At 57.7% G+C, this 20,019-nt stretch carries 24 protein-coding genes and 2 tRNA genes; 6 read left to right on the forward strand and 20 right to left on the reverse strand.

What is annotated here, in order from left to right; all coding sequences use genetic code 11:
* Nucleotides 1–19: 19 nt before the first annotated feature.
* From IEX96_RS06455 to IEX96_RS06465, 3 genes are read right to left on the reverse strand one after another with little or no spacing between them, the layout of a single operon-like run.
* Nucleotides 20–985: an alpha/beta hydrolase gene (locus IEX96_RS06455; protein WP_188873647.1), complete on the reverse strand. Its 966-nt coding sequence runs from the start codon at nucleotides 983–985 to the stop codon at nucleotides 20–22.
* A gap of 10 nt (nucleotides 986–995) precedes the next feature.
* Complete coding sequence (locus tag IEX96_RS06460) at nucleotides 996–2,711, reverse strand: TonB-dependent receptor (RefSeq protein WP_188873648.1); 1,716 nt, start codon at nucleotides 2,709–2,711, stop codon at nucleotides 996–998.
* A gap of 48 nt (nucleotides 2,712–2,759) precedes the next feature.
* Nucleotides 2,760–3,296, reverse strand: coding sequence for a TonB-dependent receptor plug domain-containing protein (locus IEX96_RS06465; protein ID WP_188873649.1), 537 nt, complete (start codon nucleotides 3,294–3,296; stop codon nucleotides 2,760–2,762).
* A gap of 160 nt (nucleotides 3,297–3,456) precedes the next feature.
* On the opposite strand from IEX96_RS06465, the gene IEX96_RS06470 reads away from it, so the two are divergent.
* Nucleotides 3,457–4,506: a helix-turn-helix domain-containing protein gene (locus tag IEX96_RS06470; RefSeq protein WP_150004864.1), complete on the forward strand. Its 1,050-nt coding sequence runs from the start codon at nucleotides 3,457–3,459 to the stop codon at nucleotides 4,504–4,506.
* A 48-nt stretch (nucleotides 4,507–4,554) separates the two neighbouring features.
* On the opposite strand, the gene IEX96_RS06475 is transcribed toward IEX96_RS06470, so the two are convergent.
* Nucleotides 4,555–4,631: transfer RNA gene (locus IEX96_RS06475), tRNA-Arg, on the reverse strand.
* A gap of 134 nt (nucleotides 4,632–4,765) precedes the next feature.
* Between IEX96_RS06475 and IEX96_RS06480 the strand changes: the two genes are divergently transcribed.
* Nucleotides 4,766–5,308 carry a hypothetical protein gene (locus IEX96_RS06480; RefSeq protein ID WP_150004863.1) on the forward strand — a complete coding sequence of 181 codons (543 nt, stop codon included), beginning with the start codon at nucleotides 4,766–4,768 and terminating at the stop codon, nucleotides 5,306–5,308.
* Between the two features lie 55 nt (nucleotides 5,309–5,363).
* Here IEX96_RS06480 and ptsN read toward each other — a convergent pair whose 3' ends face one another.
* The 9 genes from ptsN to IEX96_RS06525 all read right to left on the reverse strand — a co-directional run bounded on the left by ptsN (nucleotide 5,364) and on the right by IEX96_RS06525 (nucleotide 12,666).
* The gene (ptsN, locus tag IEX96_RS06485) at nucleotides 5,364–5,822 is read right to left on the reverse strand and encodes a PTS IIA-like nitrogen regulatory protein PtsN (protein WP_150005026.1); all 459 of its coding nucleotides are present in this window, start codon (nucleotides 5,820–5,822) and stop codon (nucleotides 5,364–5,366) included.
* A 52-nt stretch (nucleotides 5,823–5,874) separates the two neighbouring features.
* Nucleotides 5,875–6,507, reverse strand: coding sequence for a ribosome hibernation-promoting factor, HPF/YfiA family (hpf, locus tag IEX96_RS06490; RefSeq protein ID WP_150004862.1), 633 nt, complete (start codon nucleotides 6,505–6,507; stop codon nucleotides 5,875–5,877).
* A gap of 161 nt (nucleotides 6,508–6,668) precedes the next feature.
* Nucleotides 6,669–8,228 (reverse strand): RNA polymerase factor sigma-54, encoded by a 1,560-nt coding sequence (gene rpoN / locus IEX96_RS06495; protein ID WP_150004861.1) that lies wholly within the window; start codon nucleotides 8,226–8,228, stop codon nucleotides 6,669–6,671.
* 3 nt (nucleotides 8,229–8,231) lie between these two features.
* A complete protein-coding gene (gene lptB, locus IEX96_RS06500; protein ID WP_150005025.1) occupies nucleotides 8,232–8,960 on the reverse strand; it encodes an LPS export ABC transporter ATP-binding protein in 729 nt (242 codons plus the stop codon).
* Nucleotides 8,961–9,258: 298 nt separating this feature from the next.
* Entirely contained in the window at nucleotides 9,259–9,873 is a 615-nt protein-coding gene (locus IEX96_RS06505) for an LptA/OstA family protein (RefSeq protein WP_150004860.1), read from the reverse strand.
* Nucleotides 9,870–10,574 (reverse strand): LPS export ABC transporter periplasmic protein LptC, encoded by a 705-nt coding sequence (lptC, locus tag IEX96_RS06510; RefSeq protein ID WP_188873651.1) that lies wholly within the window; start codon nucleotides 10,572–10,574, stop codon nucleotides 9,870–9,872. Before lptC ends, IEX96_RS06505 begins: the two co-directional genes overlap by 4 nt.
* A gap of 17 nt (nucleotides 10,575–10,591) precedes the next feature.
* A complete protein-coding gene (locus IEX96_RS06515; protein ID WP_150004858.1) occupies nucleotides 10,592–11,209 on the reverse strand; it encodes a ribonuclease D in 618 nt (205 codons plus the stop codon).
* Nucleotides 11,210–11,355: 146 nt separating this feature from the next.
* The gene (locus tag IEX96_RS06520) at nucleotides 11,356–12,060 is read right to left on the reverse strand and encodes an MIP/aquaporin family protein (RefSeq protein WP_188873652.1); all 705 of its coding nucleotides are present in this window, start codon (nucleotides 12,058–12,060) and stop codon (nucleotides 11,356–11,358) included.
* A 529-nt stretch (nucleotides 12,061–12,589) separates the two neighbouring features.
* Nucleotides 12,590–12,666: transfer RNA gene (locus IEX96_RS06525), tRNA-Arg, on the reverse strand.
* A gap of 329 nt (nucleotides 12,667–12,995) precedes the next feature.
* On the opposite strand from IEX96_RS06525, the gene IEX96_RS06530 reads away from it, so the two are divergent.
* Nucleotides 12,996–13,232, forward strand: a complete 237-nt coding sequence (locus IEX96_RS06530) for a hypothetical protein (protein WP_150004857.1) — start codon at nucleotides 12,996–12,998, stop codon at nucleotides 13,230–13,232.
* A gap of 20 nt (nucleotides 13,233–13,252) precedes the next feature.
* On the opposite strand, the gene IEX96_RS06535 is transcribed toward IEX96_RS06530, so the two are convergent.
* From IEX96_RS06535 to IEX96_RS06545, 3 genes are read right to left on the reverse strand one after another with little or no spacing between them, the layout of a single operon-like run.
* Nucleotides 13,253–13,612, reverse strand: a complete 360-nt coding sequence (locus IEX96_RS06535) for a hypothetical protein (protein WP_150004856.1) — start codon at nucleotides 13,610–13,612, stop codon at nucleotides 13,253–13,255.
* Between the two features lie 35 nt (nucleotides 13,613–13,647).
* On the reverse strand, nucleotides 13,648–14,043 hold the full coding sequence (locus IEX96_RS06540) for a DUF1249 domain-containing protein (RefSeq protein WP_150004855.1): 396 nt from the start codon (nucleotides 14,041–14,043) through the stop codon (nucleotides 13,648–13,650).
* A 30-nt stretch (nucleotides 14,044–14,073) separates the two neighbouring features.
* On the reverse strand, nucleotides 14,074–14,280 hold the full coding sequence (locus IEX96_RS06545) for a hypothetical protein (protein WP_150004854.1): 207 nt from the start codon (nucleotides 14,278–14,280) through the stop codon (nucleotides 14,074–14,076).
* Nucleotides 14,281–14,552: 272 nt separating this feature from the next.
* On the opposite strand from IEX96_RS06545, the gene IEX96_RS06550 reads away from it, so the two are divergent.
* From IEX96_RS06550 to IEX96_RS06560, 3 genes are read left to right on the forward strand one after another with little or no spacing between them, the layout of a single operon-like run.
* The gene (locus IEX96_RS06550) at nucleotides 14,553–15,116 is read left to right on the forward strand and encodes an ankyrin repeat domain-containing protein (RefSeq protein ID WP_150004853.1); all 564 of its coding nucleotides are present in this window, start codon (nucleotides 14,553–14,555) and stop codon (nucleotides 15,114–15,116) included.
* Nucleotides 15,113–15,475, forward strand: coding sequence for an ankyrin repeat domain-containing protein (locus IEX96_RS06555; protein ID WP_150004852.1), 363 nt, complete (start codon nucleotides 15,113–15,115; stop codon nucleotides 15,473–15,475). The genes IEX96_RS06550 and IEX96_RS06555 overlap by 4 nt, the downstream gene beginning before the upstream one ends.
* Complete coding sequence (locus IEX96_RS06560) at nucleotides 15,465–16,043, forward strand: ankyrin repeat domain-containing protein (protein ID WP_150004851.1); 579 nt, start codon at nucleotides 15,465–15,467, stop codon at nucleotides 16,041–16,043. The genes IEX96_RS06555 and IEX96_RS06560 overlap by 11 nt, the downstream gene beginning before the upstream one ends.
* A 78-nt stretch (nucleotides 16,044–16,121) precedes the next feature.
* Here IEX96_RS06560 and IEX96_RS06565 read toward each other — a convergent pair whose 3' ends face one another.
* The 4 genes from IEX96_RS06565 to IEX96_RS06580 form a co-directional block, all read right to left on the reverse strand.
* Complete coding sequence (locus IEX96_RS06565) at nucleotides 16,122–16,790, reverse strand: hypothetical protein (RefSeq protein ID WP_150004850.1); 669 nt, start codon at nucleotides 16,788–16,790, stop codon at nucleotides 16,122–16,124.
* Nucleotides 16,791–17,108: 318 nt separating this feature from the next.
* Nucleotides 17,109–17,738 (reverse strand): hypothetical protein, encoded by a 630-nt coding sequence (locus tag IEX96_RS06570; protein ID WP_150004849.1) that lies wholly within the window; start codon nucleotides 17,736–17,738, stop codon nucleotides 17,109–17,111.
* Nucleotides 17,735–19,156: a relaxase/mobilization nuclease domain-containing protein gene (locus tag IEX96_RS06575; protein WP_150004848.1), complete on the reverse strand. Its 1,422-nt coding sequence runs from the start codon at nucleotides 19,154–19,156 to the stop codon at nucleotides 17,735–17,737. Before IEX96_RS06575 ends, IEX96_RS06570 begins: the two co-directional genes overlap by 4 nt.
* Nucleotides 19,153–19,512, reverse strand: a complete 360-nt coding sequence (locus tag IEX96_RS06580) for a plasmid mobilization protein (RefSeq protein WP_150004847.1) — start codon at nucleotides 19,510–19,512, stop codon at nucleotides 19,153–19,155. Before IEX96_RS06580 ends, IEX96_RS06575 begins: the two co-directional genes overlap by 4 nt.
* Nucleotides 19,513–20,019 lie beyond the last annotated feature (507 nt).

Here is a 20,019-nt window from a genome sequence, read left to right on the forward strand (position 1 = left end):
CACTTGGCTGGTCTGAAGGTTAATCGCCCGCCAATTGCGCCATCGACTCTCCTAGCCAGCTTCGTGCGGTTTGGGCTGCCGTGAATTGAGGAAAGGACAGGAAGGCGTGGATCGCGCCTTTGAAACAGCGGTAGCGGGTCTTCACCCCGGCATCCTTGAGACGTGCAACGAAAGTTTCATTCTCGGAACGCAAAGGATCATGGCCGGCAGCGATCAGAAAAGTCGGTGGCAGGCCTGAAACATCCTCGATAAAGAGAGGGGAAATGGCCGGATCGTCACGGCGGATGCTGCGATCGGGCACATACCAGTTCGCCGTGGTATCGATGGCCCCCAGATCCAGAAGATAATCGCCGCCCCCCCAGTCTATGCGCGATGGATAGCTTTCATGCGGACGGCTGATATCCAGCATCGGATAAATCAGATATTGCGCCTTGATCGCCAGTTCGCCGCCGCCATGCAGTTGATGCGCCACCACAGCGGCAAGATTACCACCGGCGCTATCACCCATCACACCAAGCCGCGTAGGATCGACGCCAAGCGACGCTGCATGGCGCACCACCCAATGCAGGCTATCGATGCAATCATGAAGACCGGCAGGATAGGGGTGCTCCGGCGCAAGGCGATAATCCACAGAGAGCAGCGCAATACCGCTGCGGTCACACAGATCGGACACAAGTTCATGATAGCTGTCCAGATCACCCATCGCCCATCCGCCTCCATGAAAGAACACAACCAGCGGGATCGCCCTCTCGGGGGCCACAGGGTTGGCAGGCCGATAGAGCCGGGCTCCGATCGGGCCGTCACGCCCCTCCAAAATCAGGTTTTCGCTATGGCAGGCGGGCTCCGTGGACGGCACGAAACCGGTAAACAGGGCTTGGCTCATCTCGCGCGCCGCAATGATACCAAGCTCGGAAAAGCTCGGCGCATCCGCCGCTGCCGCATTCAGTTCCCGCAGAAAAGCCGCGGCATCTTCATCCAACGTCATCGAGCATCTCCTAGAAATGGTAGAACAGCCGCAGATCCCAGCTCCGACGATTGCTGAAGAATGCCGTTTCCACGCCCGGGAATTCCGCCAGATTAAAGCCTTGCACGCGGATCTCCCGACCGGTGATATTCTTTCCACCAGCACGCAGTTCCCAACCGGCATCATCTGACTTCACCGAAATAAAGGCATTGAGCAAAATATATTCGTCTTGGCGCAGAATGGGGGAATCGGTGATCTCATTGGCCACATCGCCACGATAGGCGCCATCCACATGAAAAACGCCCAGCAAGCCATTGCCGACAGGCTGTTCCCATGTTGCGCCCAGACTGGCATTCCATTTCGGCGAGTTGATCAGATCGCGATCACTGACATCTTCCGGCACGCCATTCACCAATGTGATGAACTCTTTGTACTCGGCATCCATAAAGCCAACTGTGGCATTGATGGAAAGGCGATCAATAGGGCGCGCCGCCAGCTCGAACTCCACGCCTTGAATACGGGCTGCGGCTGCGTTGCTAAACAAGCTTTGGAAAAAGCCTGTCTCGGCATCCCGCCCGAAAGACGTTACCTGAAGGTCGCGGTAACGGCTGTAAAAATAGGTGCCGTTAACGGCCAAACGATTATCAAGCCAGCTTGACTTGACGCCCCCTTCGAAGGTCCAGACCTTCTCCGGTGAAAAAGGCTGGAACTCGAACTCCGTGGAACCACGCCCGTCAAACCCGCCGCTTTTGAATCCTCGTGAAACCGATGCGTAATAGAGCAACGTGTCCCTTGGAGCATATGACAAAGCAATTTTCGGCGTCAGAGCATCCCAGTCCTCTTTACCGGAAATAGTATTAAGTGGCGTGCCAAAACCTGCGAGAAAAGGCGGAAAGTCCTGTGCCACCCGGATATCGGGGGCAAATAGTTCGAACCGTCTGCGAGAGCTTTTCTCATCATACGTATAGCGCAATCCCAGCTCCAGGCTGAGTGTGTCGGTCAGATCAATGGTGGACTGGCCAAACACGGCGATGGAGTCCGTCCGCTGGTCGGTATCGGCGAGTTGGCTATTGGGAGAAAACAGTGCCAGCGGCAGTCCGAAAGCCGGCAGTGCCCCCGCCTGCGCATCGAAACCCGATAAGGTGAGATCAGAATCATGAAAGTAAAAGACGCCGCCCGTGAAGGTAAAGCCCTTGCCATTGTCATAGCTGGCACGAAGCTCCTGACTGACCTGCCACTGATCTTGAAACAACGATATATCGAGCACCGGCAAGGGTGAGCCATCGGTGTCCAGTACCAGATCGAAATCCATTTTCCGATAAGCGGAAATGGACTCCAAAGACCAATCTTGCGAAATCTGCCAGTCAGCTTTCAAGGTAAAACCAAAGCTGGTCAGATCATTCAGTCCGTTGGCGTTGGTATCAACCACGAAGGGATCGTCATTAGGCGGCAGGATCACCGGCACATCTGGCGCAGTGAAGGCGTCTGGAAAGGCCAGCAAAGGTGTTTCGCGAATTGGGCTTTTCGACGTATCGGGGCGGTCAAGCTTGCCATCAGCCGTCAACGTCAGGGTCAGGTCGTCACTGGGCGTGAAAGTCAGCGCCCCGCGCCAAGCGAGGGATTCGGTATCGCCGTCACGTCGCCCGGTAAAACTGTTACGGTTGATGCCATCATGATTTGTCAGTGCGACCGCCAGCTTGGCATGCAGTTTATCCTGAATGATGGGGCCACCAACCCGGCCCTTCAAGGTCAGGAATTCAAAACGGCCACCGCCAATCTCGAAATCTGCCTCGAACTAGTCTGGCGGGGCGGTAGAGATGAACTTGATGGCTCCGCCGGGCGAATTGCGACCATAGAGTGTGCCTTGAGGGCCACGCAAAACCTCCACCCGTTCCACATCGAACAGATCAAGAAAAGCGGCTTGTGTCCGGGAAATAAAAACATCATCCACATAAACCGCAACACCCGACTCGACGAATGCAAGGGAATCGTTCTGCCCCACACCGCGTAGGAAAATAACGGCATTCGATGCATCGCCCTCTTCCAGATACAAATTGGGGACGGCATATTGCAGGCCGCTGATATCATCGGCTTGCAAATCCCCGATCAGAGTGTCCGAAAAAGCGGAAACCGCCCCCGGCACATCCTGCAGCGTTTCCGAACGCCGACGTGCTGTGACAATGATTTCTTCAAGAACCGATTGCCGTGCGGACAAATCCTCTGGCTGCTGCGCTTCCGCAATCACCGGGAAAAGCGCAATGGCAGCACAGCCCAAACCCGTCACGGATAAAATGCAGTGGCCCAGATGGCCATTTGCCCGGCGGCATCTCATATCATCCTCCCCTGTTTCATTTGCACGATCCCCATCGAGATCGCGTATGATTAAACACACCATAAGCTGGTGGATATGGCTGCGGCGAGGACAGCCCGGATCAAACAGGGTGTACAATTTCGCTCATATCGCCAAGATTGCGTAAACAAGAGAGGATCAAATGGCCCGAACCTTGCGCTTCGACGGTGAGTATACCGTACCGATCATAACGCTGAAATCACTCTCCACCATGACAACGGCGTCGGGGGATGTTGTCGTGCGGATCATGCGCAATCTGGGCCTGCCACAAGATCTGGAGCTTGTCGGTCCGGAAGACGAGATCGATCTGGCTGATTATTTCCGTGTGCTTGAACAGGTATCGCGGGAAATCGGCGACGAAACCTGTAGGCTGTCGCAGCGCTCGCTGATGCCGGGCTCAACGCATTTCGTCTGGTCGGGCGCGGCAAGCGAAGGTGACTTGCGCGCCGCAATGAAACGTGTAGCACAAGCCTATAACATGCTGCATGGCGGGCATTATAATTACGTGCGCGAAGACGCGGAAAGCATCACATATCTGATTGATGACCGTGGCTTTCCCTATACGCGACAGGATGAACAGGACTATATCCATGTCTTTTTGGAATGTGTGCTGATTTTCTTGCACTGTACGCTGATATTGCTCACCGGCGACGATCTGGATGGTAAGTTGCACAAGGTCTGGACGCGGCGTCCACGCCCCAAGGGGCACAGGGCGCATCTTGAATTTTTTGGCGTTCCGGTCCGGTGGAATGCGGGCACCTATGCCCTGAGCTATGATATCTCCGCTGCCGGCCTTCGGGTGACCGGCAGTCCGACCGGCCTGCCAGCGGAAAATGCCGTATACCGCAAAATCGTTGATCTGATCGAGACACGCGGCCTGAAAAAGCCAATGCAACTATCCATAGCCGACCGGGTTCACGCGCAGTTTGAAACCGGCATATACGAACAATCACAAATCGCTCGCGCCTTGGGAATGAGTGTCGCAACCCTGCGCCGCAGACTTGCTGATGAAGGCGTAGATTTCCGTAGCCTGAAACAAAAAGTGCTTGATGACAGGGCAAAGACCCTGCTGCGCCAAGGCTATGACCTCGCCGAGATCGCAGAATTACTCGATTACGCAGATTTTCGCAGCTTCACCCGCGCTTTCAAGGCACAAAATGGCGTGACCCCTGCGCAATACAAACAGGGATGAGCGCGCCATAGAGGCGCTAAGGAGCGTGCCATATAATTGTGGGAAAAGTGGCGCGCTCGGGAAGATTCGAACTCCCGACCCCCAGATTCGTAGTCTGGTGCTCTATCCAGCTGAGCTACGAGCGCATAACCATCTTTTGTACGACCGCATAACGTTGCGGTGCGGTGGCGGACCATATAAACATCGCTGGGGGCTGGCAAGCCCCTAAATTCAGGAAAATCGATATATCTTCATTTTCCGCTGATAGATGGACCGTTTTATGACTGCAAAGCTTGGTTTTTTGGGACGCACCTTGCCCCTTACCACCTTATTTTTCGTGGCCGGATGCGGTGCGATGGAAGGATCATGGCCCAATCTGGCTGGTGATCCCCCTGCCGAGCCTGTGGCATTGCTTGATCCCGTGCGCCTTCCTGAGCCTCGTACCGAGGTGGCCGCCATAAGCCCCCAAGAGGCACGCGCCCTTCTGGAAGCCCTGCCGCAACGCCAAAATGCCTTGTCACAACAGCTTCACGATGCCCGGTCACGCTATGAAACAGCAAAGGCGACCATCGGCACACAGCAGCCGGAGCGTTTGCAAGGGGTGGATTACCGCACGGCGCAATTTGCCCTATCACGGTTAAGCGCCCTTGAAACGGACCTGACACAGCTTTCAAGGCAGGCGCAAAGCGCGTGGGCGACCCTTAGCCCCCAAGACCGCAGCAATGAAACACAAAGCCTGATCGATAAACTGGTACAAACGGCGCAGACACTGACAGCCTATTTGATAGAAGAGCGGAGCGCACTGACGCAAATGGCCCCATAAAGCCGGTTATGGCCGAAAGAAAGCGGCCCGATCCATAAAAAGACCGGGCCGTATTTTAAGCTGCAGCTGCTTTGCGTAACAACAAGGCATGAAGCGCATCGGCGCCTTCGGCTCCGCGCAGTTTTTCACATATGGCTTTATCACGGAACAAACGCGAAACCCGCGCCAGAGCTTTCAAATGATCCGCTCCGGCATTCTCCGGTGCCAGCAACAGGAAAAACAGATCCACAGGACGATCGTCCATCGAATCGAAATCCACAGGCTCGACAGTCCGTCCAAACAGGCCAAAGACCTTATCGAGCTCTGGCAATTTTCCATGGGGAATGGCCACGCCCTGACCAACGCCGGTTGTGCCCAGGCGCTCGCGTTCGATCAACACATCGAATATAGCCCGCTCCGGCACTCCAATCAGCGTCGCTGCATGCGCCGCCAATTCCTGCAGAACTTGCCTTTTGCTCTTTGCTTTGAGCGCAGGAAGAATGCTTGCAGGACCGATCAGGTCGTCGATATCCATCCCGATCAAACCTATTCCCTTATTGCGCGGCCTTAAATTCGCCGCGACCTCATTAGCGCTTCAGTTCGGCGGGATCAACCCAACCGATATTTCCATCCGACCGCCGATAGACCACATTAAACTGGCCGTTTCGGCTATTACGAAACATCAAGGCGGGTTGTTCGGACAAATCCATCAACATCACCGCATCTCCCACCGAAACATGCGGAATTTCCATACGCGTTTCAGCAACAATCACCGGCTGATCGTCTGCAAATTCGGCGGACTTGCCATTGGCCTGTCCGCTATCGTCGCCAGCCTCTTCGGCCAGAGAGTCCGTTTCTTCAGGCTGCAAAACATAAGCCTGCGCCATCAGCGCCGCTTCTTCTTCCTGAACAGCCCGGCCAGTGATGTGGCGATCCTTAAGGCGTCGCTTGTGCCGACGCAACTGCTTTTCCAATTTGTCTGCCGCCAGCTCAAACGCCGCATGGGCTTCATCGGCCTCGCCGTGGCTTTGCATATGAATGCCCTGCCGCACATGCAACGAGCAATCCACATGGAAGAAAGGGCCTTTCTTGGAAACGGTGACATGGGCCTCGATAGAGCGGCTAAAATACTTCTCCACAATCCCTTCAAAGCGTTCGTTAATGTGCGCCTTTAATGCATCTCCGACATTGATTCTCCGTCCGGAAACATTGATTTGCATCCTATCCGCCTTTCTTTGGAATTATGAGAGACCCCTTGTCGCGAACCGTTGAAAACCATGCGGTGCACAGCTCTCACCCCATATCCCGAACTGTAGCACAGATGGAGGACCAACTTGCAATCCTCCACTCTCATTTGGGATCAAAGATGCAAAAGTCCAGATCAGGCGCTCATGCGTTTTTCACGACGACGCTGCACACTGGATGGAATACGCATGGCTTCACGATATTTCGCAACGGTTCGCCGGGCGATATCAATGCCTTCCGCCTTCAAAAGCTCGACGATTCGGTCGTCGGATAAAATCTTCTTGGGGTCTTCGGCATTGATCAAGGCCCGGATCGTGTCGCGCACCGATTCGGACGAATGACTATCGCCCCCCTCCGAAGACTGGATCGCCGAAGTGAAGAAATATTTCAGTTCAAACACACCGCGATTGGTGGCCATGAATTTCGCCGATGTCACCCGGCTGACGGTGCTTTCATGCATCTCGATGGTATCGGCGATATCCCGCAAGGTTAAGGGACGCAGATGCCTTACACCATGGGTGAAAAAGCCTTCCTGTTGGCGCACAATTTCTGTTGAAACCTTCAAGATCGTCCGCGCCCGCTGATCCAGCGCTTTCACCAGCCAATTGGCGTTGGACAGGCAATCCGACAAAAATTGTTTGTCGTCCTTTCCGCTGGCCCGAGAGCTTAGCGCACTGAAATAATGCTGATTCACCAAAACCCGCGGCAAGGTTTCACTGTTCAGCTCAACCGTCCAGCCGCCTTCGGGGGTGCGGCGCACGAACACATCGGGCACCACGGTTTGTGTCTCTTCACTGCCAAAGGCAAGGCCCGGCTTGGGATCAAGCGCCCGGATTTCACCGATCATCTGCGCAAGATCCTCATCATCCACACCGCAAACACGCTTGAGGGCCGCCAGATCACGCCGCCCCAATAGATGCAGATTTTCCACCAGTTTCGCCATGCAGGGATCGAAACGGTCTTTTTCCTTCAGTTGCAGGGCCAGACATTCCGCCAGATCACGCGCGAAAACCCCCGTTGGCTCCATGCCCTTCAACAGGGCCAGAACCCGATCCACATCCTGCGGTTCCACACCAAGACGGTCTGGCATGTCGGAAAGATCGGCACTCAAATACCCGGCCTCATCCACCAGATCGATCAGGTTGCTGGCGATCATCCGGTCGGCGGCATCATGGATCAAAAGCTGCATTTCCCTATTGAGATGGGTACGCAGATCCGGCACGTCGCTTAAATTTTGCTCGAAGCCTTCTTCATCGCCATTGCCGCCCAAGCGCCCACTGCCACCGGAATTGCCCCCGCTAAGGCCCAACTGACCAGAGCCCCCTGCTGCCTGTGCAATCCCGTCATTGGGGCCATCATCAAAAACATTGACGGAAAAATCCGCATCCAAAGGCGCGTCACTCGCTCCCACAACACCAGAACCGTCCATGCCCGCATCGGCACCATAAACGCCACTTTCCGAATCAAAGCCGGAAATCTCGCCCGCCCCCATATCGGCCGCATCGCCACCGGGCTCATCGGCGCCGCCTTTATCCCCTTCCCCCAGTTCCAATAGGGGATTGCGCTCCATTTCCTGCTCGATAAAGCCCGACAGTTCCAGATTCGCCATCTGTAACAGCTTGATCGCCTGCTGGAGCTGAGGAGTCAGAACCAGCTGCTGACTTTGTCGCAGATCTAAACGCGGTGACAGGGCCATGATCTAAAGACTGAACGCCTCTCCCAGATAAACGCGGCGCACATCGGGGCTTGCCAGAATCTGCTCCGCATTGCCTTCCATCAAAACCCGCCCATCATGGATGATATAGGCACGGTCGATAATATCGAGGGTTTCCCGCACATTATGATCGGTAATCAGCACGCCGATTCCACGATCTTTCAAATGCACCGTCAAGTGCCGGATATCGGCAATGGCAATGGGGTCGATACCAGCAAAGGGTTCATCCAGCAGCACAAAGGACGGTTCCGACGCCAATGCCCGGGCAATCTCGCACCGTCTACGCTCGCCGCCGGACAAAGCCAGCGCCGGAGAATGGCGCAGATGCGAAATGGAAAACTCTTCCAAAAGTTCATCCAGCTTCTGGTCGCGCCGACGATTTGACGGCTCGTTCACTTCCAGAACAGCCAGAATATTCTGCTCCACCGTCATGCCGCGAAAAATCGAGGCTTCCTGTGGCAAATACCCGATCCCCAGCCGCGCCCGGCGATACATGGGCAATTTGGAAATATCGCGCCCATCCAGGCTGATGGTGCCATGATCCCCTTCCACAAGCCCCACCAAAGTATAAAAACAGGTGGTTTTGCCCGCGCCATTGGGCCCCAAAAGTCCCACAACTTCGCCACGCTGCACATGCAAGGAAAGGTCCCGCAAAATAACGCGGCCGCCATAGCTTTTGCCAATAGCATGCGCCACCAAACCCTCGGCCATCATCCCTTGCGGGCGCTGGTCGCGTTCCGTGGCTCCTTTATCCTGGCTGGCATTTTCTTGTTCAATTACGGTCATAGTCCCCGGACTTTGCACGTACTGTGCTTAACAAATAATGAGTTTGTGAGTTTGGCGCAAATCTTGCCTGACGCACAGACCAAAGCAGAAAAATCAAGCACAAAGGCCCGGCCAGAGCCCCGGACACAGACCTTTGTTCCCGACCTGCCTAGAATCGTCCATGCACATCAGACTGTCCAGCCCTCAATTCATAAGGGGGACGCGTATCCCGCCTTCAAGGGCACGTTTATTGTGGAGAGTCGTTGGTTTTCGGTGTCCCGTTTTCGGGGCTGCGTTCAGGGAGAACGAAGCGGCCACGCACCCGTGCGCCTTCACCGTCCATATCTTCGCCATCCAGCTTGGTCACGCCGGACACCAGATCAATTTCCAGCCGGTCGCCAGCCAGCCGGGTATCGCCGCGGGTAAGCACCACGCCGCCACCCAGAGTAATGATCCGCTTGGGAATATCATAGACCGCCCATTGCGAAAGAGCGCGCTCGGACGGGCTGACAATTTCCACATTTCCGGTCACATCCAGCCGCTCCACATTGGGATCAGTCTGCCCTTGGGCGATGGTGTAAAACACATGCAGCCGGTCGGAATGTAGCTCCAGAGCCCCTTGCTTCACCCGCACATTGCCCATGAACAGGGCCACATCATCACGGCCCAACAATTCCGAGCGCTGCGCCTCCCATTCGATGGGCTGGTCGATATCATGGTCCTTCAAAGCGGAAATGCTTTGTGCCAATGCCGTTTGGCCCACCAGCAGTGCCGACAAGACAGCCAGCCCCCGCAAGCCGGACAGCCTTTTGAAAGCCGCGCCCCACCCCAATGGCCCCATCTTGTAAAAGACTGCTGTCATCGCTTCGGTTCCTTTTTCGGTGTGGCGGCTCTGCCCTCTCTTGGGGCCGGCTGGCTTTTGGCAGGGATCGTTTTCATTTTCACAGCACCTTCCAAAACGGCTTTTTGCTCATTCACATCCAGCATGATCCGGTCCCCCCGCATCTGGCCCAATGGCCCCACGCCTTCCACCGGCTGGTCGCTGGTTATGATCTTGTTCTTGAGATCCAACATCGCGCCGGTACCCTCAAGGCTGTAGCCGTCACTGGTTTCCAGATGCATCGGTCCCACCACCTCCACCGATTCCGTAGAGGTGTCGTAAATGCCCTTTTCCGCCGCAACAAAGGCCGTGCGCCCCTCGCCCAGATCCATATTGGCCTTCAGGCCCGTCAAGGCAATGCGCGGCGCATCGGGCGATGTTTGTACGGCTTCATCTGCCTGAATGCTGAACAGCCGGTTGGATTCATCGGTGCCGCGATAAACAGGCCCCAATACCCGCACTTCGCGTTCACCACGCTGCATGGCTTCGCGGTTGAACACAAAGGAGCTGTCTTTTTCCACAAACAAAGGCCACAAAAAGCTCAAGCCGGCACTAACGATCGCCAACAGAATCAAGGCCGGGCGCATGAACGCCACATAGCGGTCATAGGCCGTGGTCACACGGAAAATCTGCCCCGGCGGGGATTGCGGCAAAGGTGGCTTGGATAGGGACGGCTCAGCCATGGGCATGTCCTGCCTGATCAGGAATGGGCAAACAGATCGTAGTCCTCGCCCGCCATCAAATCCAGTTCGGCACGGATTGGAAGAAACTCAAAAGCGGCCTGCGCAATATGCTGACGGTTTTCACGCTGCAAAACGGGGTCCAGCGCCTCTTTCAGACGGTGCAGATAGAGCACATCCGAAGCTGCATAAGCCTGCTGTGCGTCCGACAAGTCGTCCGCGCCCCAATCGGAGCTTTGCTGCGCCTTGGAAATATCCACCGACAGCAATTCACGGCACAAATCCTTCAAGCCATGCCGGTCCGTATAGGTGCGGGTCAGCTTGGAAGCAATCTTGGTGCAATAAGCGGGCGTCGGCATCACCCCCAGCGCGTGATATAAAACCGCAAGGTCAAAGCGGGCAAAATGAAACAGCTTGGTGACCGTGGAATCCCCCATCAACGCTTTCAGATTCGGTGCGTCATAGCTGCTGTCATGGTTGAATTTCACCAGATGTGCGGTGCCATCGCCAGACGATAATTGCACAAGGCACAAGCGATCCCGGTGCGGTTTCAGCCCCATGGTTTCCGTATCCACCGCCACGATCGGCCCAAAATCCAGTCCATCGGGCAAATCGCCATAATGCACGCTGATGCTCATAAAAGGGTCCGCTCCTTGCAGGGTTTTCGCATTTGCTGGCTGTTTATAAAGCGAATAGGCGGCCCGACGCCATGATGCAAGGGCGCAGTGCGTGCCCGCCTTGTCACAGAACGGTCTTCATCGGGCCAAGCCTTCGGCTGTAAGCCTTAAAACACCACGCGATAAAAGAGCCCGCCTAAAAGCCCGCCAATACACGGCCCCGCCACAGGCACCCAGGCATATCGCCAGCCCGATGGGCCTTTGCCGGCAATGGGCAGCAACGCATGGGCGATGCGCGGCCCCAGATCACGCGCCGGATTGATCGCATAGCCGGTTGTACCGCCCATGGAAAGGCCAATGGCAAAAACCAACAGGCCAACAACCAGCGGGAACATGCCTTCGGTGAACTGATTGGCGCCAATGGCCAAAACACCCAACACCAGAATGAAGGTGCCCAGAACTTCGCTAAACAAATTGGCAGGTCCATGGGCGATGGCAGGGTCGGTGGAAAAAACGGCGCGTTTCGCCGCAGGATCAGGCGTTTTTGCCCAATGCGGGTAATAATGCAGCCAAACCAGCACCGCGCCGATAAAGGCCCCCAGAAATTGCCCTGCAATATAAAGCGGCACATCGGCCCAAGGAAAGGCATCGGCAATGGCCAAACCCAAAGTCACCGCCGGATTGATATGCGCACCGGAAATGCCGCCCACCATATAAACGGCAACCGCCACGCCCATGCCCCACCCCGCCGTAATAACGATCCAGCCTGCCCCTTCGGCCTTGGACTGACGGAGCACAACCCCGCCCACAACGCCGCCCCCGAAAAGGATGAGAACCATTGTCCCGATAACTTCGCCCAGAAAAGGTGTCATACAGTGCCCCCGCCTATCATACGAATATGTGTTATCTCTCTGCTTTGCCGGGCATTTGCTTGGCCCGATGCCATTGCAACTCTAATTGCACCCGGCAGTCTAGACACTTTTTCCAGCCCTGTCCGCCGCCCTGTTCGGCAGGGCGTTTGGATATGGATTGGCCATGGGAAAGAGACGCACAACCGCCTTGAAGGCATGACAGGGGCAAGACCTGCGAAGCGGAAACAAGGAAAAATGACGCGCCCGAGAGAATTCGAACCTGTGCCCCCCAGATCAGGAATCGACAGACCCCATCATCAACCACCTGATATTACACAACAAAAAATAAAAAATGTGAAAATGTGTAAGGAAGTGTGGAAATTTCGGTAATTTGGGGAGGGGATGGCCTCCCCGACTGGATTCGAACCAGTGGCCTCAGGATTAGGAATCAACAGGTCCCATAGCTAAAATATTGATATTAAACAATAAAAAATTTCAAAATGTGAAAGTGTGTAAGAAAGTGTGAAAATTTTGGCGATTCGGGGTGGGGTGGCCTCCCCGAGAGGACTCGAACCTCTGACCTACGGTTTAGGAAACCGTCGCTCTATCCTGCTGAGCTACGGGGAGTCATCGAATATAGATACCTGTCTGCATCGAAAAGTGGAAGTTTAAACTGTTCGGCATCTCCCTGACCGACACCTGAGAGAGCAGTTTAACAGCTTCCGTCAGTCATCAATCTCCCCCTTCGTCCATCAAGGCTCGCGTCCCGCGCGGGCCTTTTTTCCTGCGTTCTGGCGCACCGCCCTGGGTGCGCCGCAACTGGCTGCCGCGTGAGCGGGACCAGTCCTTCTCTTTCGTTCCGGTCCTGACGGATGCGGCTTAAGGGCAGCGCGCTTCTTCCGGGCGTCATCAAGGCCGCGACGGTCGCGGCCCGAGAGACGAGAAGGAGAAGACCAATGACCTACCGGATGAGCTGCGAACAACTCCACGGCCTGTCGATCAGGGAACTGAGCGCAATGTTCAAACTGGCACGCAAGGCAGTGATCTCGACACGGCCCTGCACCGCCGAACACGCCGAAGCCGTCGCGGCAATGCGCCGGATCGCCAAAGTCATCGCATACAAGGATGCACAGATGCGCGCCTTCATCCCGGCACCCCGCCGGATCAAGGCACCGAAGCCGGGGCTGCGATAAGCCCCGGCCTTATGGCGCTGTCACAACAGCGCCATTTGGGTGTCGGTAGGGTCTTTGATGCCATAGACCTCGCGGGCCATGCGGATAGTGGCTGTGCCCTGAAAGATCGGCTTGCAGTCACGGTCGGGAACGACCGTGTTCCAGTCGGCCCAGATTTTTAGGCCAGCGGCCTGGAAGGTCAGCGACATATCGCCGGGGCCGCCACTGCCGCCATAGATGCCGAGTTCGTATTCCAGTGCAGCCTTCAGTTCTTCATCGGTCAGTCCACGTTCGGCGCGTTCCCTCCAGCGGCCTTCGGACTGCGAGAATCCGTTGGTGGCGCGTTTGAAGGCATAGAGCTTGTCGTCCTGCGATAATTCACGGGGTTCTTTAATGGTCATGATTATTCTCCATTCATGAATATGAAGGGGGCCGCCTAAGCGGCCCCGGTGAAGCGGTGGCCCTGCCTGATGCAGTTGTTCAGCCACAGGTTCAGAAAATCGTTCAGCTCACGCTTGAGCTGCGGCACGACCTTGCCGGGTGCGGGATAGACTTCTCTGTAAATCGGCGGAATCGCCTGCTGGAAGGTCAGCGCCTCGGCCATGTTCCGCTCGGGATAGATGCGGATTTCCATGTCCGGGTCGGCGCAAAGGTCGCCGTTCCGCTGGAAGTAGTGCGAGAGCGCGATGACATCGGCCCGGCGTTCCAGCACGTCCATGTTCAGGTCCATGAACGGTTCGCCGATATGGCTCTTGTCGTAGTCCTTGCCGGATTGGATGGCCGCGATTGCGCCGAGCCGGTCCAGCTTCCTGTAGATGGTCTCGTAAAGCATTGGTGTTTCCTCCTTGTTGTTGGGGGCCGCTTATGCGGCGGCCCCGGCTTTCGGTTGATTGCGGCAGACGAAGATGCGGCCCGGTGCGCTGGGAACGACGGTGAGCACCTGGCGGAAGCTCTTGCCGTTCTTGGTCGGCCACTGCGCCCCGATGCGGGTCCAGGGCGCGTTCTCCCTGTCTGGCGCGAACCACACGATGTGGCTGGGGGCGCTGGTGTTGTTGGTGTTCTCGCTCATGTCGATGTCCTCCATCGTTGGGGTTGAAGTCCGAATACGGCTCAGAGGAAGCCGTCGTTGGAGGACTGGACGGCAAGGCCGCGCGCGCGAGTTGGTGCGGGCAACACGGTCGCGGTGAAGCGCGCCGCCTGCTATGCTGGCGGGCAGCCTTGCGGACAGTCCCAGACGGCTAGAACAGGCCGTTTCAGGAGGACGAAACCCGGCGGTGGACGGGCATATGAGCGAGAACCCAACACCCGCCGCCGCGAGGCAGGGCGTGAAAGGCCAGACAGGTGACGGAAAACGCGGCCCAGCTCGGTGCCAGATTGTGGAAGGCGATAAAGGAAGGCGACCTTCAAAGGTGCCGTGCGCTCGTCCTGGCCGGGGCCGATCTTGCCGTAACCAATGACGAAGGCTGGACGGTGCTGCACGTGGCCGCCACGGTGGAACACCCGGCGATCACGCGGCTGCTGCTGGAATCAGGCGTGCCGGTCGGCGCGCGCATCAAAAAGGGCGGCTGGACACCGCTCCATGTGGCCGCAGCGAACGGCCATGCGGAGACGGCAAAGGCGCTGCTGGATGGCGGGGCCGATGTCAACGCCAAGGCAAGCGCGGACTTCACGCCGCTGCATGTGGCGGCCTGGTACAACCGGCTGGGGGCCGCAACGTCGGTGCTGATGCAGCACGGCGCGGACCCGGAGGCGAAAACCGAGAAAGGCCGGACGGCTGCGGAGCTGGCCCGCCACAAGGATCACCCCGGCGTCGAGGTCCAGATCATGGCGCTCGATGCGGCGGTGCGGAGCGGCTGGATCGAGTCGGAGGCGACGGGCGGCGGCGCGGACAAGAGCCGGTCATGAGAATCCCATTCACGCACGGCGGCACGCTTCTACACGTCGCCGCAAGACGGAACCTCACCGGACTGTGCAGTTGGCTGCTGCGGTGCGGGGCGGATGTGAACCGGACGGATATCCTTGGCCGGACAGCGTTGCACCACGCGGTGCGGGATGGCGCGGCAGACGCGGCCCGCTTCCTGATCGCGCAAGGCGCGGACCTCGATGCCAAAGACTGGCAATGTCGCACGCCGCTGTACCTCGCTGAAAGCGATGACGACGAAGCGCTCGCGCGGGTGATCCGCGAGGAAATCAGCCTGCGCCATGGGCAGCGCGTAAAGGCGGTGCATCAGGCACTGGCTGGAAAGGCTGGCGATGCCGGATGAGAAGGACTGCGAGGGAAAGGCCAGGCTGAATCAGCGCCTGTTCGAGGCCGCAACGGAAGGCGCAGCCGATGTGGTGACTGAGTTTCTTAAACAGGGCGCGGAAGTGAACGCGATGGACACTGGCGGCTGGGCGGCGCTGCACTTTGCAGCGACGAACGACTCCCCGGACACGGCACTTGTCCTCATACAGAACGGCGCGGAAGTAGACATTCGGGAAGACGGGATAGGAGACACGCCCCTGCATCACGCGGCCATGCGGGGGAAAGAGCGGGTCGCACTGGCCCTGCTGGAACACGGCGCAGACGTGAACGCCGTCAACGCCTTTAACGCGACGCCGCTGCACGAGGCGGCGGTGGGCGGACATGCGGAACTGGTCAAAGCGTTGATCGCGCGCGGCGCGGACGTGAACGCGAAGGACGGACAGGGGCGCACGCCGCTGGAACGCGCCGATGAACAGGGGGAAAGCGAGGCCGCCGAAGTGATACGCGAAGCAATCAGCCTACGGCACGGGCAGCGCGTGAAGGCGGTGAAGGTGCTGCGTGACCGCAAGAAGAAGGAGCGCAGCTAGAACAAGCGAGCCTGATCAAAAAATATATACTGTCTCGGTTTTTCACTTTCTGAATTTCACATTAAGCACGACGGATCATCACCAGACACACGACGGACCATCGCCAGCTTTGAGAAAAGTATTGATTTGTTCGGCAAACGCGCCAAAAGGAGGCACTAGATTTTCATCAACAGCCTCTTTGGAACAGTTTCCGGACAATCTATTCACGCAATCAGTAAACTTGGCTGAGCTGCCTGGACCAGAAACAAGGCTATTAAATAGATCAAGGGCTACTTTTTCGCGGTAAAATGGGGCAAACGCCTCATATGGGTGACCTTCAGGAATCGTCACCATATAGTTCCAGGAGAAAACGGCTAAAATAGTTTTATCGCGGATGCGTGACGCGCGGTCACCAGCCCTTCCGGGTAAAACCAACCTTGGCGCATGCATGAACCCTGTAACCCACGTATATAGAATAAACCGTGCCTCTTCATCGCCCTCTTGAGCCTTGGGCCACAATAGATTCCAGCGCTTATTGCACCACTTCTCGCGCCCCTCGGCGGTTCCATGGATCCCTCCCGGTGGCCCCATCTCGTAGACATCGAGTGTTTGCGCCTGCGCGGGCCCACACATCGTCACTAAGGCAACGACAGCAACTAACAGGATACGAATCGATCGAAGCCGCGTTTCAGATGCTGCTCTCACGAAGAGCCGTGAAAAGCCGGGCAAAAAACCGGGACAATTTATGTTTTCTCGTAGAAGCTCCACACAAGAAACGCCTGAGCGTAGAGTACTGATCAGACAGTTAAGATGCCGGTTAGGACAAACCGCCATCATTTGTTTTATAGACAGGGAGCCAAGAGAAATTGACATAGGGAAAAAACCGGGACAGTTTATATTTTTAATTCACGCTTAATCGTGAAAACGACAATTCTATACTACTATAATTTTTTGAATTCTCGCAGCTCTTCACGCGATTAACTCGTCGAAATGGTCGCGGGCGGTCAGGGCAAGGGGAGATGGTTGCGAGGCCCGGTCGGGAAATGCCGTCTGCCGTTGAACGAAGGGCATCTCGTCTGATTGCGGTTATTTGGTCCGCTTCGGCCCCTTGGGGCGGAAATGTGTATTGAAGTCGCGGGTCAGGCCGCCGGGCTCAATTATCTGGTCGGGTTGAATATCCATCTCGTCAGGATGCAGGCGGGCGTAAATCCGCACATCTCCGACGCCGGGCAGGTAGAAGGTCCGTAGCAGCGCGCCAGCGTCATCCGGCACGCGCTCGCCGGGCCGGACGTGAATGTCGCTGGGCTCGGGATCGGGCGGCTCTTCATCCCAATCCGGATATTCCTCGGCGAAAGCGACAGGATCGAAATCATCCGGGTGTTCAGTTTCCAGCGGAGCTTCGTATGCAGGTTCGGCGTCGTATGCAGAAGTCTGTACCCAGGGCGGCTCCCATGGCGGCAGGACATTGGGCGTATCCGGTCGGGGCGGCGTCCAGTCGGCCTCGTCCGTCGGCACTGCTGGCTGCGGCACCGGGAACCACGCCGGATCGATCTTGATCGGTACTGGCCTTGGGCCACGTGGCCGGGCGAAGAAGTTGAACAGCGCCCGGATGCCGAGCAAGCCGGTCAGCTTGTTGAACAGCCTCTTGAGGCTGAACCGCGTGACGGGTTGTCGGCTCCTGCGGTCCTGCTCCTCCCGTCGGGAAGGACCGCTCATCGGTCGTAACCACCTCCACGGTCGGGTGGTTTGTTATCTGGCGATTGAGGATCGCGGGCGCGGTCCAGCTCTTGCTGCCGGGCGCGCTCCTGGTCGCGGCGGTGCATGTCCTCAAGCTGGCTGTGTTCCTGATCGAACTTGCTCTCCAGCTTTTCGCGGGCCTGTTCGCGGTCGCGCTGCAACTCGGCCATGCGGGCCGCCCGGCGCTCGGCATCGCGAACGTCGCGTTCTTTTTCGCGCTGCTGCCGTTCGTCGTAGCGGTCACTGATCCGCTTCGGATCAAGGCGGTCTTTGAGCTTGTGCTCGAACCGCTCGATGCCCTTGCCGGGCTCCATCTGCTTCCAGTCCAACTTCCGCTCGATATCGCGCTGCTCGTTAATCTGGCGGTTGACCAGATCCATCTCGCGCGCGATCCGCTTGTCCCAATCCTGCGCGAAGATTTCGCGGCGGCGGTCGTGGTTCTGGTTTAGATCGGCACGCGCCTCGGCAAGGGCCGGATCGTCGGGTGCAAGGATCGGCAAAGCCTCTTGCGACTTTGCCGGAGCCTCTGCCGTTGTCCGGCCTTCCTCTGCTTCTTCGCGTCCCGAGGCGCTGCGGCGGGCATCACGGCGCTGCTCCTGTATCTCTTGCGCCTCGGCAACGTCCGGCAAGCTGGCCGGGTCGATATCGGCGATCTTCTCGCGGATATCTTTTGCCTTCGCGGACGTGACCTGCCGATTGAGGCTGTGAATGTCGCCGGCGATATCGACCACGACGAACACGCGCTTGTCGCCATTGGCAAGAACGTAGCCATGTTCCTCCAGCGCGTTCCGGAATGCCTGGCCGTTGTCGGACTGTTCATAGAGGGCGGTGATCTCGGCCTTGCGCGCGATGGGGTCCAGCCCGCTGCGTTCGGACTGCTGCCACTCCATTCGGTTCATCTTGGCGACGGGCCGATCCTGCGACTTGTCGCGCTTGTAATGCGCGCCGGGCACGTGCTCGTGCCCGAACTCCGCTTCAAGCTGATGTGAGGCACGTTCATGGGCGAGATAGTTGTTGCTATCGGATCGCAGGGTCATCGTGTCGATGTCGGTGCGCGCCCAGACGACGTGAATATGCTCGCGGCCCTTCTTCTCGTGCAGCACCACGACGCGGGGCTGGCCTTCAAGGCCAAGCTCTTTCTCCAGCACCGCCACGCAACGATCCCATTGCTCCGGCGTCATCTTGTAGTCGGTGTGGGGATCGATATTGGCGTGGTAGAGGCCCTTCTTGCCCCGCGTGCCGGACGCCAGCGCCTGCATGTCAGCAAGCGCCGCGTTGAGGTCTTCGATGGCGACGCCGTCGTATCCGAGGACGAGGACACGCTCATTCGTGTCACCGCGCATGAGATGCTTGGCGAGGCTCCTTGGTGCTGCCCGGCTGCCGCCCTTGATGATCATGGCGTCCTGCCCAGCGCTTGAAGAATGGCGGCGCGCATCTCGGCGATTTCGACCGAGGCGGCCTTCATGTCATCGACAAGGCCGTAAGGGTCGTCGCCGGTATTCAGGGCGCGGGCGATCTGGTTGACGTTGCTGCCCAGCTTGCCGATCTGCCCCAGCAGGCGGACAAGCTCCTGCCGCCGGATGGGCGGCTTGCGGGCGGCACGGGGGCCGGGGCTATCGAGGGCAGCGGCGCGCAGATATGCGCCAAGGGCAAGGCCGGTTTTATCGGCAGCGGATTTGAGGAGGGCGTGCTCCTCGTCGCTCAGGCGGACATGCGCGAGCTTGTTGCGTTTGCGCTTTTCGCTGCCTGCCATGCGCTTGCCTCCGCACTAGAAAACAACTCGGCCAAATGCGCATCCAAGGACGCCCTCCTTGGCAGGGTCCAGCACGGTTGCTGGTGCGGGTTCAGGGGGCATACCCCTGACGCGGGTTGAGGGGGTGCGCTATCCCCTCGCCAGGTTCCAAGGGCGGCGCGCCTTGGTCGTCATGTCGGGGAGAAACCCGACGCCGCATCCAACCGAAGGGGTTGGCCGGTCCAGCACGGATGCTGGTCGATGCCGCTGCCGAAACAGCGGTCTGGGTTCAGGGGCGAAGCGCCCTGACCGGGGATGCAACGGGGAAGGATGTCCCCTTGCCAAGCCAGGCACGCGTGCCGAAACGACACCGTCGATTCGGGGCCGGGCCGGTCGTGCGGTTATACCGCACATGGCTTGCCCTCCACCTTATGGTATATTTCAGGCTATCACATATATGGAAATTGTGCGACAATTGCCGCCCGCTTTTGTAGCCGATTTTGGCCGCCGGAACAACGCGCGAACGCC

Origin of the sequence: Iodidimonas muriae, from assembly GCF_014647255.1 — a bacterium.
GTDB classification, from domain to species: domain Bacteria; phylum Pseudomonadota; class Alphaproteobacteria; order Sphingomonadales; family Rhodothalassiaceae; genus Iodidimonas; species Iodidimonas muriae.

Coding starts and splice junctions, on each gene's coding strand:
- IEX96_RS06455 (WP_188873647.1), bottom strand. CDS start 985: ATGACGTTGGATGAAGATGCCGCGGCTTTTCTGCGGGAACTGAATGCG.
- IEX96_RS06465 (WP_188873649.1), bottom strand. CDS start 3,296: ATGAGATGCCGCCGGGCAAATGGCCATCTGGGCCACTGCATTTTATCC.
- IEX96_RS06470 (WP_150004864.1), top strand. CDS start 3,457: ATGGCCCGAACCTTGCGCTTCGACGGTGAGTATACCGTACCGATCATA.
- IEX96_RS06480 (WP_150004863.1), top strand. CDS start 4,766: ATGACTGCAAAGCTTGGTTTTTTGGGACGCACCTTGCCCCTTACCACC.
- ptsN (WP_150005026.1), bottom strand. CDS start 5,822: ATGGATATCGACGACCTGATCGGTCCTGCAAGCATTCTTCCTGCGCTC.
- hpf (WP_150004862.1), bottom strand. CDS start 6,507: ATGCAAATCAATGTTTCCGGACGGAGAATCAATGTCGGAGATGCATTA.
- rpoN (WP_150004861.1), bottom strand. CDS start 8,228: ATGGCCCTGTCACCGCGTTTAGATCTGCGACAAAGTCAGCAGCTGGTT.
- lptB (WP_150005025.1), bottom strand. CDS start 8,960: ATGATGGCCGAGGGTTTGGTGGCGCATGCTATTGGCAAAAGCTATGGC.
- IEX96_RS06505 (WP_150004860.1), bottom strand. CDS start 9,873: ATGACAGCAGTCTTTTACAAGATGGGGCCATTGGGGTGGGGCGCGGCT.
- lptC (WP_188873651.1), bottom strand. CDS start 10,574: ATGGCTGAGCCGTCCCTATCCAAGCCACCTTTGCCGCAATCCCCGCCG.
- IEX96_RS06515 (WP_150004858.1), bottom strand. CDS start 11,209: ATGAGCATCAGCGTGCATTATGGCGATTTGCCCGATGGACTGGATTTT.
- IEX96_RS06520 (WP_188873652.1), bottom strand. CDS start 12,060: ATGACACCTTTTCTGGGCGAAGTTATCGGGACAATGGTTCTCATCCTT.
- IEX96_RS06530 (WP_150004857.1), top strand. CDS start 12,996: ATGACCTACCGGATGAGCTGCGAACAACTCCACGGCCTGTCGATCAGG.
- IEX96_RS06535 (WP_150004856.1), bottom strand. CDS start 13,612: ATGACCATTAAAGAACCCCGTGAATTATCGCAGGACGACAAGCTCTAT.
- IEX96_RS06540 (WP_150004855.1), bottom strand. CDS start 14,043: ATGCTTTACGAGACCATCTACAGGAAGCTGGACCGGCTCGGCGCAATC.
- IEX96_RS06545 (WP_150004854.1), bottom strand. CDS start 14,280: ATGAGCGAGAACACCAACAACACCAGCGCCCCCAGCCACATCGTGTGG.
- IEX96_RS06555 (WP_150004852.1), top strand. CDS start 15,113: ATGAGAATCCCATTCACGCACGGCGGCACGCTTCTACACGTCGCCGCA.
- IEX96_RS06560 (WP_150004851.1), top strand. CDS start 15,465: ATGCCGGATGAGAAGGACTGCGAGGGAAAGGCCAGGCTGAATCAGCGC.
- IEX96_RS06570 (WP_150004849.1), bottom strand. CDS start 17,738: ATGAGCGGTCCTTCCCGACGGGAGGAGCAGGACCGCAGGAGCCGACAA.
- IEX96_RS06575 (WP_150004848.1), bottom strand. CDS start 19,156: ATGATCATCAAGGGCGGCAGCCGGGCAGCACCAAGGAGCCTCGCCAAG.
- IEX96_RS06580 (WP_150004847.1), bottom strand. CDS start 19,512: ATGGCAGGCAGCGAAAAGCGCAAACGCAACAAGCTCGCGCATGTCCGC.